Below are 13,064 nucleotides of genomic sequence, written 5' to 3'. Positions count from 1 at the left end.
CCCGGATGTCTGCAATTAAAGATGGGAGTTTTTATCATGAACCAAGCGCTTGATTTCCAATCGATAATTCTGACCCTGCAGCGTTTCTGGTCGGACCAGGGCTGCCTGATCTGGCAGCCATACTACACCCAGGTCGGCGCCGGCACGATGAACCCGGCCACCTACCTGCGCGTACTGGGACCGGAACCCTGGAAGGTGGCCTATGTGGAGCCCTCCGTGCGCCCGGATGACGGCCGTTACGGTGAAAATCCGAACCGCCTGCAGATGCACACCCAGTTCCAGGTCATCCTCAAACCCGATCCCGGCAATCCGCAGGAGATCTATCTGAAATCGCTCGAAGCGCTGGGGATCGATCCGCGCCAGCACGATATTCGCTTCGTCGAGGACAACTGGGAATCGCCGGCGCTGGGCGCCTGGGGTTTGGGATGGGAAGTGTGGCTGGACGGGCAGGAAATCACGCAGTTTACCTACTTCCAGCAGGCCGGCGGCATGCCGCTGACGCCGAATTCGGTCGAGATTACCTACGGTCTCGAGCGCATTGCCATGGCCATGCAGCGCGTACACCACTTCAAAGACATCCGCTGGTCGCCTGAGCGCAGTTACGGCGACGTGCACCTGCGCGGTGAATTCGAACACAGCAAGTATTATTTTGAAGTCGCCGACGTAGATCGCCTGCGCCAGATGTATAAGCTGTTCGAGGCCGAAGCCGAAGCCGCGCTGGACCAGGGGTTGGTGCTGCCGGCCCACGATTACGTCTTGAAATGCTCGCACACTTTCAATGTGCTGGATACGCGCGGCGCGATCGGCGTCACCGAACGCCAGGCATTGTTCGGGCGCATGCGGGATCTGGCCCGCCGCACGGCTGAAGCCTATGTTGCGCAGCGCCAGGAGATGGAATTCCCCTGGTTGAACGGCAGCCCGGCTGACAAAGCCAAAGCCGCCGAACCGACCCTGCCGTTGATTCCGCGGCCGACCGAAGCCAGCGATTTCCTGCTGGAAATCGGCGTCGAAGAGCTGCCCTGCGCGGACCTGGAATCGGCGGTGGCGCAATTGCGCGAGCGCGTCCCCGCGCTGCTGGCCGACCTGCGCCTCGAATATGCGAAGGTGCAAATCTACGGCACCCCGCGCCGCCTGGTGGCGGTGGTCGAAAAACTGGCCGCGCGCCAGCCGGACCGTACCCTGGTCATCAAGGGGCCGCCGGCTGACCGCGCCTTCGACGCGCAGGGTAAGCCCACCAAAGCCGGCGAGGGATTTGCCCGCGGTAAAGGCCTTCGCGTGGAAGATCTGGAAGTGCGCGAAATCGACGGCGGCCGCTACGCGGCGGCCGTGGTTCACGAGCCCGGCCGCGGCGCGGGTGAGGTATTGGCCGAAGCGCTGCCCGGTCTGGTGGCTGCGATCAAGTTCGACAAACCCATGCGCTGGAATGCCAGCGGGGTGTATTTCTCGCGGCCGATTCGCTGGCTGCTGGCCGAGTTGGGCGGCGAGGTGGCGCCGTTCGAATACGCCGGGCTGATCTCCGGCAACGTCACCCGCGGCCTGCGCTTCTATCCGCCGGAGACCATTCCGGTGCGCGGCGCCCAGGAGTATTTCCAGGCGCTGGGCAAGCAGGGCATCCTCCTCGACCCGGACGAGCGGAAGACCGCCATCCAGGTGCAGGTGCAGCGCTTGATTGCCCAGGCCGGCGGCGATCCGGAACGGATGGACGTCGACCTGCTGGACGAAGTGAACAACCTGGTGGAAGCTCCGACCGGGCTGCTGGGCAGCTTCGATAAGGATCACCTCAAATTGCCCCCCGAAGTGCTGGTTTCGGTCATGAAGAAGCACCAGCGTTACTTCCCGGTCTTCCAGGCCAATGGAAAACTGATGCCGTATTTCATCGCCGTGCGCAACGGAGATGGTCAGTATATCGACGTGGTGACCGACGGCAACGAACAGGTCATTCGCGCACGCTTTGCGGATGCGGCGTTCTTCATCCGCGAAGATCTGCAGCACAAGCTGGAAGATTTCCGCGCCAAACTCTCCACCTTGATTTTCCAGATCAAGCTGGGCTCGATGCTGGACAAGTCCGAACGCATCGAAACCCTGGTAAAAAACGTGGCTCCGGCGCTGAAATTGACCCCCGACGAGACGAAGACCGCTTTGCGCGCCGCACACCTGTGCAAGGCCGACCTGGCCACCCACATGGTGGTGGAAATGACCGCATTGCAGGGTATCATGGGCAGCCATTACGCGCTCAGCTCGGGTGAGAACGAGGCGGTGGCAAAGGCGATCTACGAACATTACCTGCCGCACTTCAGCGGCGACGCTTTGCCGGCCTCCAAACCCGGGTTGCTGGTTGGACTGGCCGACCGGATCGACTCGCTGGTGGGCTTGTTTGCCGCGGGCATGGCGCCCACCGGCACGAAGGATCCCTTCGCGCTGCGGCGCGCCGCCCAGGGACTGGCTCAGGCGTTGATCGGCTGGAACCTGGACTTCGACCTGCGGAGCACGCTGGAAGCGGCCGCGGCAAAAATGCCGCTGGCGGTCACGCCCGAAGTGCTGGCCCAGGTCCAGGAGTTCATCGGCGGGCGCATGCAAAGCGCGCTGCTCGACCAGGGCTACCGTTACGATATCGTGGCAGCGGTGCTGGGGGCGCAGGTTTCCAATCCGGCGGCGGTTTCACGGGGCGTTAAGGCATTGACGGCCTGGGTGGCGCGTCCCGATTGGAATACCATCCTGCCGGCCTATTCGCGCTGCGTACGCATCACCCGCGACCAGAAGGAACAGTATGTCGTCAATCCGGCCGCTCTGGTGGAGAAGGCTGAAAAGGATCTGTATGCGGCCCTGACCGCGGCGGAAGGCCAATCCCGCACACCCGGTTCGGTGGAGGATTTCTTCGCCGTGTTGCTGCCGCTGATCCCGGTCATCAACCGGTTCTTCGATGAGGTGCTGGTAATGGCGGAGGATGCGACCGCGCGCGCCAACCGGCTGGGCATGCTGCAGCGCATCGCCGGGCTGGCCAACGGGGTGGCGGATTTCGCGAAGCTGGAAGGCTTCTAGATTCGGCCCTGCGGCGGTTTTTTCAAACACAAAAACAATTGGATTTGAGGGCGGCCACAGGCCGCCCTCTTCTTGTAGGTGCAGACCTATGTGTCTGCCGGATTTGGGGCTTCTTGTAGATGCAGACCTGCGTGTCTGCCAGATCCCGGGGCGGCACACAGGCCGCCCCCTACAGAGAAGAAGACCGGCGTGTGTGGGGGGCGGCACAAGGGTTGTTCCACGTGTAGGTGCAGACCTGTGTGTCTGCCAGGTTTGGGGTTTCTTGTAGGTGTAAACCTATGTGTCTGCCAGATCCCGAGGCGGCACACAGACCGCCCCTATGGATGAGAAGACCGGCTGCATCCCGGGGATTGTAAAGAAATCGTTACAAATCTGTAACGTTTTTTCGGTTGAGCGAATACGAATTCTCCGGTACAGTTATTGTGCTGTGGGGGAGCGTTGAATATATTGGATAAAAATAGTATTCAAATTTTGGGCTGACTGGCACGCAGGCCTTTTGTGCGATAGAATCCGGATTGAGGTGAGTGAATGACGGCGATTGACGATATCAAATCGCGCATCGATATTGTTGACCTGGTGTCCGAGACGGTGAAACTGCGCCGTTCCGGTAAAAACTACACCGGGTTTTGCCCGTTTCACACCAATACCCGCACGCCGGCCTTCGTCGTTTTCCCCGAATCGGGCACCTGGCGCTGCTTTGGCCAGTGCAACGAGGGCGGGGATATCTTCCGCTTCGTGATGAAGAAGGAAGGCTGGGATTTTCCGGAGACGCTGCGTTTCCTGGCCGAAAAAGCCGGGGTGCAACTCGAACCGGTTACCCCGCAACGCCAGCAAACCGAGCAGGTCAACGAACGCCTGCAGGGTCTGCTGGAGGAAGCAGTCAATTTCTACCGCCACCACCTGCTGCAAACGCCCGCCGGCCAGCCGGCCCTGGCGTATCTGACCAAACGCGGCCTGACGCAGGCAACCATCGAGACCTTCGGCCTGGGATACGCCCCGGAGGGTTGGGAAAATTCGCTGCAGTATTTTCGCGGCAAGGGCTATTCGAATGACGAGATGCTGCGGGCCGGGCTGGTCACCGAACGCCAGGAACGCGAAGGCACTTACGACCGCTTCCGCAACCGGATCATGTTTCCTATCCGGGACGCGATGGGCCATATGGCCGGATTTGGCGCGCGCATCCTCGACCCCAATGACGTCCCCAAGTTCCTCAATTCACCCCAGACGGCGCTGTTCGATAAGGGCCGGCTGCTCTACGGTCTGGACCAGGCGCGCAAGATGATCCGCAGCCAGGACCAGGTCGTGATCGTCGAGGGTTACCTGGATGTGATCGTGTTGCACCAGGCGGGTTTCAGCAACGCGGTTTCACCGATGGGCACCGCGCTGACCGAGGATCAAATGCGCCTGCTCAAGCGCTTCACGCGCCGGTTTGTGCTGGCGCTGGACCCCGACGCAGCCGGTGACAAGGCCACCCTGCGCGGTCTGGAAATCGCCCGCCAGTCGCTGGATCACAACGACGAGATCGCCTTCGATGCGCGCGGCCTGCTGCGCCATGAGGCGCGCCTGCAGGCGGATGTGCGCGTCACCACCCTGCCGCCGGGTATGGACCCGGATGAGGTGGTGTTGCGCGATCCGGAAGAATGGCGCAAGATCCTCGAGGCGGCCAAACCCATCGTGGCCCACGTGATGGATACGCTGGCGGCCGGCCGCGACCTGGAGGATCCCAAGACGAAGACCGAGGTGGCGGCGCAGGTGCTGCCGCTCATCGAAGATGTGCCCAGCCCGGTGGAAAGGGATACCTATCGCCAGCGTCTGGCGCGCATGTTGAAGGTGGATGTGCGTGCGCTGCAGGGCGTTGCTCCGGCAGCCGCGCCCGGCCAGCGCCGCAAACCGGTCATCAAGACCGAACGCCCGGGTCGGCGCACGCAGGCCATTCCGGCCACGTCCGGGCAGCGCGCCGCCGCCATGGAAGCGCACTGCCTGCACCTGCTGCTGCGCCAACCGGATATTATTTACCAGGTGGATCGTTTCTTACAACAAAACGGCCTGGGGCGTTTTTCAGAGGCCGACTTCGAACTTAGCGATCACCAGCAGATCGTCCATCTGCTGCTGGAATCGATGGCCCAGGACCGGTTGGAAATCAATAAGTACCTGCAGGAAAATCTGCCGGATTCCCTGGAGGATACCTGGCAGGCGCTGACCGTCGATATGACTTATGGCGAGCCAACTTCTGAAAAACGCTTCGAGGACCTGGTGCGCACGATCATGGATTTGAGACTTTTGAAGATCGACCAGAGCATCCAACAAATCCGTTTCTTACAGGAAGATTTGCAGGATCAGGAGGAAAATCTCGACCTTAACCCCTATCAAGAGCTGATCGGCCAGTCCGCTCAAGCTCGCAATCGCCTGGAAAAGGCGCTTGCAAAGCCGTTAATTCCTGACTGAAATGTGAAATCCTGATCTATGGTATAAATAAGCTTATGCCCCGGAAGAAGAGTATCCCCTCCCAAAATACGACCGACAAGCCGGAAAAGAAGAGCAGCGAATCATTACCGCGTCCTCGCAGCACCCGGCTACCTGGCGTTCCGCTGCCCAAGTCCGCCAACCTCAACCCCGTGGACGATGATGCGCTGACAAAGGAAGAGCCGGATGAACCGGCTCTGGCGCAGAGCAACGAAGAATGGGCGGAGATGGCAATGGACGATCCGCTGGAGATGCTGGAAGACCCCACCATCGCGATGGAGCTTTCGGAGGATCCGGTTCGCCTGTACCTCAAAGAGATCGGACAAATTCACCTGTTGGACGCGGACAGCGAATTTCGGCTGGCTGCGCGCATCGAGGCTGAGCGCTGGATTCTTTCCTTGCAGAGCCACATCGATCCGCCGTCCGGCAAACCCGGACATTATCCGGCGCTGTATAAGAATGTCGCCCAGGAATTGATCACCTCGTGGGAGCGGCTGGAGGAAGATTGCCAGCGTCTGAGCCAGGGGGAGACGCCCGATTTAAGCCTGGTGCTGACCGAAGCGCAGATGCTGAAACGCCAGTGGCAGGCCGATGAGCCTTCCTATCTGCGCAGCTATATGGATAACGGCTTGTGGGGCAAGGACCCCATGTGGGACGGATTGGTGCGGCATGCTTTCTCTTTGTTCCTGTGCCTGTACCTGCTGCCGTCCGAAACCGCGCAGGCCTTGTTAGGCGCGGTGCGCAGCGACCAGCGCATGCCCGATCTGGATCAGATTGTCAAAGCGCTGCCCCAGGAAAGTCAATTGCCGAACGAATTCGACGCCATCCAGCGCCGGGCGGAGGAAGCGAATCAAACCCTGATCCGCGCCAACCTGCGCTTGGTGGTGAGCATTGCCAAAAGGTATCTGGGCCGGGGTATTTCTTTCCTGGACCTGATCCAGGAAGGTAATCTCGGCTTGCTGCGCGCGGTGGCTAAATTCGACCCGACCCGCGGCTTCAAATTCAGCACCTACGCCACCTGGTGGATTCGACAGTCGATCAGCCGTTACATTGCCGAACAGGCCCGCACCATTCGGATTCCGGTGCACCTGTTCGAGGCCATCACCCGCCTGCTGCGCGTGCAGCGGTCGCTGGTGCAGCAATTGGGCCGCGAGCCGACCCACGAAGAGCTGGCCCTCGAAGCGGGCTTCCTGTCGGATGAGGACGTGCAGTCGATTCAACGTTCGCGCGCTGAAAACCAGTCCCTGGATCCCGAAGTTCAGCGGCGCTGGATGTGGGCGACCGCCAAAGTGCAGCGTATTCTGCAATCGGCGGAAGAGCCGGTTTCTCTGGAACGCCCGGTGGGCGACGAAGAAAGCAGCCAGTTGGGCGATTTTATCGAGGATAACGATGCCCTGGAACCCATGGACGCCGCCGCGCGCGAGATGCTGCGCGAACAGGTGCAAAATGCCCTCGGGGCGCTTTCTGAACGCGAGCGCCAGGTGCTGGAACTGCGCTTCGGCTTGATCGACGGTAAGGATCACACGCTCGAAGAAGTCAGCCGCTATTTCAATGTCACACGCGAGCGCATTCGCCAGATCGAAGCCAAGGCGCTGCGCAAACTGCGCCATCCCACCCGCAGCCGGCACCTGCGCGAATACCTGAGCTAACCGTTGGACATTACGAAGGCCCGTCCGGATGATCCGGTGCGCGGCCTTCCTATTTTATCGGAGTGAACATTGCCGCGTAAAGTATTGATCCTCCAGAGTGAACCCAAGAACGCAGTCGCCTTGGCCGGCCTTTTTCGCGCGCGCGGAGACGAAGTGTGGCTGGCCAAAGACCTGGATCAGGCGCGCAGCATGCTGGGGCAGGTGCTTCCGAACCTGGTGATGATGGATCTTCACTTTCCGGGTAAGACCTGGTCCGATTTCTTGCGCGACCTGCGCCGGGACCAACCGGATCTCAACATCATCATGACCAACACGCACCCCGACCTGCAGCGTGAAATGGCCGTGCAGGCCCTGGGAGTGAGCGTGTTCTTACGCGCGCCCTTCACCAACCAGTGGTTGGATGTCGCGCTGCGCCGGGCGGAAGGCGGACTTTCGCCCAACACCCGACCAACCGCCGGGGCCCAGGCAGCGAAGCCGGTGAAGAAAGATCAGGCTGCGCCGCGCGTGCGCATGCCGGTACGCTTCAAGATCACCCTGCCGTATTTGTTGCTGGCGGTCATCCTCGCCTCGGCTGCGGCGTTAATCATCAGCCAGGTGATGCTCGATTCGATCCAGGACCGTTTTCTCAACCAATTGCTGGAAACCGGGCGTCAGAGCAGCGATTGGATGGTGCGTGAGGAAAACCGCATGCTGTCCACGCTGCGGTTGGTGGCCAACACCCAGGGTGTCGCGGCGGCTGTGCAATCCGGTGACGCGGAGGGCCTGCGTTCGCTGACGCTGCCGGCTATCGTCAACGCGGGCGAAGAGACGGTCGAATTCCTGGACATGCAGGGCGTCAGCGTGCTGGGGCTGCGCCCGGGTACTTCCGGTCAGGCCGGCGAGTACGCCTCGGTGCGCGGCGAAACGATCTTCCAACCGGTGGGTTTCGTGCAGGCCGTGTTGCAGGGGCGTAGCGACGAACAGGGCGATAAGTTTGCCGGAGTTCAGGATACCCCGTTCGGCCGCTATTTTTACGTCAGCGGCCCGATCTTCGACCCCTCCGGTGATCAGGTGGGCGCGCTGCTGGTTGGAAAATCGATCCATTCACTGGCGACCGCCATGAGCAGCGATACGACCAGCCAGGTTACGATCTACGATCTCGATGGCCAACCCCTGTCTTCCGTTCTGTTCACGGATACGGAGAGTTTCCCGCTGGCCCGCAATCAGGTCGGCAATGTTTTGATCCAGCAGGATCAATCCACCCTGACCCGCGACCTGACCATCAGCCAGGTGGGCTACAGCGAGCTGCTGCTGCCCTGGGAAGTGCGCAATGGCGCCGACCTGGGCGTGCTGGGCGTGGCCCTGGAACAGACCTTTCTGGTGCGCACCACCCAGATCACCCGTCTGGAAGTTTTTATACTAATGGTGGTGGCCATTTTGATGGTGATTGGGGTGGGCCTTTTCCTTTCGAGCCTGATCACCAAACCGCTTCTGAAACTGGTGCATGCCTCCTCTGAAGTCGCCCGGGGCAATCTGGAAGTAAAGGTGGATTCCGGCGGCGATGACGAAGTGGCCGTGCTGGCCCAATCCTTCAACTTCATGGTGGCCGGCCTGCAGGAGGGTTACATCTACCGGGATTTGCTTGGACGGACCGTCTCACCCGAGGTGCGTGAGCAGCTTCGCCAGACGTTCGGCTCGGGCAACCTGCGCCTGGAAGGGCAGGAAGCGGTGGCCAGCGTGCTCATGACGGATATTCGCGGATTTACAACCCTCTCGGAAAAGGCCTCGCCCGCCACGGTGTTCAACTGGTTGAACGAGTATTTCGGCCGGCTGGTGCCGATCGTGGTGTCGCACGGCGGCGTGGTGAACAAGTTCGACGGCGACGCCATGCTGGCTTTTTTTGGCATCCTGCCGCGCATGCTCAATCCGCGCCGTTCGGCAAAGGACGCCTGCGATTCGGCCGTGGAAATGCTGCGCGCCATCAACAGCCTGAACCGGGAACGCGTTCAGCGCGGCGATCCGCCGCTGCTGACCGGCATTGGCATTCACACCGGCGTGGTCATTGCCGGCGGGCTGGGGACCAGCGACCGCCTGCATTACACCATCATCGGCGACACGGTCAACACCTCGCAGCGCCTGGAAAGCCTGACGCGCGAACTTTTCGCTGAAACCGGCGCTCTGATCAGCCAGCCCACTCTGCTGGCCCTGGGCGACTCGCAAACGGATTATCGGCTCGAACCGATGGGGAAACATTCCGTCAAGGGCAAGACCGAACAGTTGATGGTCTACCGCCTGAACGAACTGCCCAACCTGAATCCCCAACGGCCCGGGCGCCCGATCTGATAAGCGATTGTAAAGCGGACGCGCGTCGCGATCGGCGCACCCCGGCTATACTTGGAATGAAATGCGACAGATCAACCCTGTTCGCTCTTTTTACATGCTGTTGGCCCTGCTGGCTTTGCTGGCAGGGATTGTGTTTATTGTGGCGATTGTCCTCAATTCAGAGGGCTGGCTGGGCCAGATGCGGCTATCGCTGCCGGAGGGGGTCCATTCGCCGCTGTACGCGGATTATTCCGCCGATTTACGGGGCGTTTTTGTGGCGCCGGCTGAGATGCGCCTGCTGGAAGAGGCCCTCCGCGACCAGCAGGCCACCGATCCGGCCGGAATCATCGAGGGTCTGCTCACGCCGGTTCCCTCGGTGACACCGCGCCTGGACGATCTCCTGCCTTTGACGGTTACGCCGACCGGTTTGCCGACCGCGACACTGCTGCCCGGCGTCACGCCGACCCTGACCTGGACGCCGACCCTGACCCTGACCTTCGAATGGACGCCGACCGCGACCCCGGGGTACACGCGCACGCCCGGCCCTTCGCCCACCCGCACACCGACCGCGCGCTATTCGCCTGCGCCATCCCAGACCTCCCAATTCACGCCCACGCGCACCCCTCAGCCGACCTCCACCCATACCGCGCTGCCGAGCGCCACCAGTACGCCGTATCCAACGCCCACGCATACGCCCCAACCCACGGCCACCAGCGGCGGTTATCCGCCGCCGGTTACTGTGGTGCCGACCACGCCCGGTTACCCCTAAGCCGTTGTATAATCCTATCCGGCGGGACGATTCGTCTGTGAACCCATCTGCTGATCTCGCCCGCTGATTCGAACCGTATATGCTGACCGATTTATCCCTGCTCACGCATCTCAAATATCTGCTGGCGGCGGCGGTGGTGCTGTTCCTGCCCGGGCTGGCCTGGCAGGCCTGGGCGCCCGCTGACGAACGCGATCCGCTGGAACGCCTGGCGGATGGGCTGGGAATCAGCATCGGCGTGACGACGCTGGTGGGGCTGGCCGGTTTTTGGCTGGGCGCCAGCTTCTTCGCCAGCGCGATGGTTGGCATTTACGCGTTCAGCCTGGCGGCTTGGTTGATCGGCGTCCTGCGCCCGGGGTGGCTTTCCCGCGGCGGCTGGGCGGCGGCGGTTCTGGGATTATCCGGCGGACTGCTGCTGCTGGCGGCGGTCGCCTGGCGAATGGTTCAGGCGCGCGACCTGCTACTGCCGGCCTGGGTCGATTCGGTGCACCACGTGCTGGTGGTCAAACTGATCGAACTGAACGGCGCCATTCCGGCCACCTTCGAGCCATTTTTCCCGGCCGAGTTCAATTATCATTACGGCTTTCACCTGCTGGCAGCCATCTTCTGCGTGATTGCGCGCACCCCGGCCGAACTGGGCGTGCTGTGGTTCGGCCAGGTGATCAACGCCGTAGTCGCGTTTTCGGTCTACCGCCTGGGGCGGGCGCTGTGGCGCGACCGGCGCGCGGCCGTCCTGGCGGCCCTGCTGGTGGCGTTCGTGTTCCAGATGCCGGCCTACTATGTCTCCTGGGGACGCTACACCCTGCTGACCGGGCTGGTTGTGCTGCCGTTGGCCATGGCTGCCGCCGTGGAGCTCTCCCGCCAGCCTCTCCGGCGCGAGCTGGCGGCGCGGCTGGTCTTTCTCACGGCGGGCGTGGCGCTGTCGCATTACACCACGCTACTGCTGCTGCTGGTCTTCCTGCTGATCCTGGGCGCGTTCATGCTGGTCAGGCGCGCCTGGCGGCCGCTGCTGACCACCGCCGGGGCTTCGCTGCTGGGTGGGCTGCTGGCGCTGCCCTGGTTGTGGCGATCGTTTACAGCCTTGAGCTACCAGGCCGGGTTGGAGGTGGTTTCACCGCTGAGCAGCGACCAATCCGGTTACGGCCAATACCTGCTGTACCTGATCGGGCCGAACTACAACTACGGGCTGTACCTCCTGGCCCTGGCGGCGCTGGTCTGGCTGCTGGTGCGTGGGCCGGGGCGCGAACTGGCTGCCTGGGGACTGGTGATGGGTCTGTTGATGCTGCCGTGGGGTATGCGCCTGTCGCCCTTCCGGCCGGATCACATGGCGATTCTGATCTTCCTGCCGGCGGCGGTACTGCTGGGCGCGGGCCTGGCGCGGCTGGCAGATTGGGTTTTCAGGGCGCGGCCATGGGCAGGTAACCTGGCGCTGTTGGTGACTGCCGTGGGACTGCTTGTGCTGGGCCTGCTGCGCACCCGGGATGTGCTCAACCCGACCACCGTGCTGGTCAACCCGGCCGATATGCAGGCCATCCAGTGGGTGCGGGAAAACACACCTCAGGACGCGCGCTTTTTCATTAACACCGCCGGCTGGCAGGGATTGTACCGCGGTGTGGACGGCGGCTACTGGCTGCTGACCCTGACCGGCCGCCAGACGGTCACCCCGCCGGCGCTGGCCTGGATGGGATCGACCGAATACCAGCAGCAGTTGACCGCGCAGGCCGAACTGGCCAGCCAGGCGGCCGGCTGCGACGACGCCTTCTGGCAGGCGGTCGAATCCGCCGGGTTGACGCATGTCTACATCCGGGAAGGCGTGGGTTCGGTGCAGCCCGAGGGGTTGGCCAATTGTCCCGGTGTGGTGAATGAATATCGTAGGGATGGGGTGTTTATTTATGAGATTGCGAAGTGAGTCAATCGGGTGAAGGGGAGAGGGTTGGGCCGATGCTGATTTTAGCAAAGGGCAATAATTTGTAAACGACACGCTCCTGAAAAATTGTTGAATGTAACATTCATTTTATCGTTCCATCTTGTTTTTTTGAGCAATTCTTAACAAACTCCTCCCATGCTTTTGATCCGTTCCCATCGCCCAAACCGGCACGGGCAGTAGCAGCTACAGCTACGCCGGCGAATGGACAGACGCGACCGGATTGCAATATCTGCGGGCGCGCTACTATTCGCCCGCGCAGGGCTGGTTTATCAGCGAAGATCCGTTCCCCGGTTTGCTGACCCAGCCGGCCAGCCTGACGCCGTACGTTTACGCGCTGAACAACCCGGTGCTGTACACGGATCCGAGCGGGGAAATCGTTCCTATCTTCGCCATCGCTGGGATCGGATTTGCCGCTGGAGCGATTTACGATGCTTACCAGCAGACCAATGGTTTCACCAACTTCTGTGGCTATAACATCGCGCAAACCTTAGCGATGGGAGTGGGTGGGGCTGCGGCTGCGACCTCGGCGGTAATCATGGCCGTGAGCGGCGTTGGTCTCGTTGGGATGGGTTTACAAGGAGCAGTCCTTGGACTCTCATCCTTGGGATTATCTGGCTCTATTTTGACTTCAACGTTTATCGCAGGGACTACAGCTATCGGTTGGTCAAGTACGGCAATGGCGTGGTTGTTTACCTCTACTTCATCTGTCGATAGTATTAGGCAAACCCTTTCATCTGCTGCTACTCAAGCTCAGAACAATGTGGCAAATGGAAATGGATCAGTCCATGGGACACGAGTACACACAGAATTTCGCGGTTTAATAAATAACCTTGGCAGAAACGATCAGTAGTGTAGGATTGTTTCTGTAAAATGCAGGACCTTAACAAAAGGTGGTAGGTCAGGTTATCCTTACGGTTCT

Annotated in this window: 7 protein-coding genes; all 7 read left to right on the top strand. The window is 61.3% G+C overall.

Annotated elements, in window-relative coordinates; all coding sequences use genetic code 11:
- Positions 1–36 precede the first annotated feature (36 nt).
- The 7 genes from glyS (at position 37) to LARV_RS00005 (ending at position 12,995) form a co-directional block, all read left to right on the top strand.
- Positions 37–3,039 carry a glycine--tRNA ligase subunit beta gene (gene glyS / locus LARV_RS00035; RefSeq protein ID WP_075071718.1) on the top strand — a complete coding sequence of 1,001 codons (3,003 nt, stop codon included), beginning with the start codon at positions 37–39 and terminating at the stop codon, positions 3,037–3,039.
- 528 nt (positions 3,040–3,567) lie between these two features.
- The gene (gene dnaG, locus LARV_RS00030) at positions 3,568–5,484 is read left to right on the top strand and encodes a DNA primase (RefSeq protein WP_075071717.1); all 1,917 of its coding nucleotides are present in this window, start codon (positions 3,568–3,570) and stop codon (positions 5,482–5,484) included.
- 35 nt (positions 5,485–5,519) lie between these two features.
- The gene (locus tag LARV_RS20865; RefSeq protein ID WP_075071716.1) at positions 5,520–7,151 is read left to right on the top strand and encodes a sigma-70 family RNA polymerase sigma factor; all 1,632 of its coding nucleotides are present in this window, start codon (positions 5,520–5,522) and stop codon (positions 7,149–7,151) included.
- 69 nt (positions 7,152–7,220) lie between these two features.
- On the top strand, positions 7,221–9,473 hold the full coding sequence (locus LARV_RS00020; RefSeq protein ID WP_075071715.1) for a cache domain-containing protein: 2,253 nt from the start codon (positions 7,221–7,223) through the stop codon (positions 9,471–9,473).
- A 61-nt stretch (positions 9,474–9,534) separates the two neighbouring features.
- Positions 9,535–10,221, top strand: a complete 687-nt coding sequence (locus tag LARV_RS00015) for a hypothetical protein (protein ID WP_075071714.1) — start codon at positions 9,535–9,537, stop codon at positions 10,219–10,221.
- 79 nt (positions 10,222–10,300) lie between these two features.
- On the top strand, positions 10,301–12,127 hold the full coding sequence (locus LARV_RS00010; RefSeq protein WP_075071713.1) for a DUF6541 family protein: 1,827 nt from the start codon (positions 10,301–10,303) through the stop codon (positions 12,125–12,127).
- Positions 12,128–12,299: 172 nt separating this feature from the next.
- Positions 12,300–12,995 (top strand): RHS repeat-associated core domain-containing protein, encoded by a 696-nt coding sequence (locus tag LARV_RS00005; protein ID WP_083522196.1) that lies wholly within the window; start codon positions 12,300–12,302, stop codon positions 12,993–12,995.
- Positions 12,996–13,064: the final 69 nt, after the last annotated feature.

Origin of the sequence: Longilinea arvoryzae (assembly GCF_001050235.1) — a bacterium.
In the GTDB taxonomy this organism is placed as follows: Bacteria; Chloroflexota; Anaerolineae; order Anaerolineales; family Anaerolineaceae; genus Longilinea; species Longilinea arvoryzae.
This window is presented reverse-complemented; position numbering and strand designations above follow the sequence as displayed.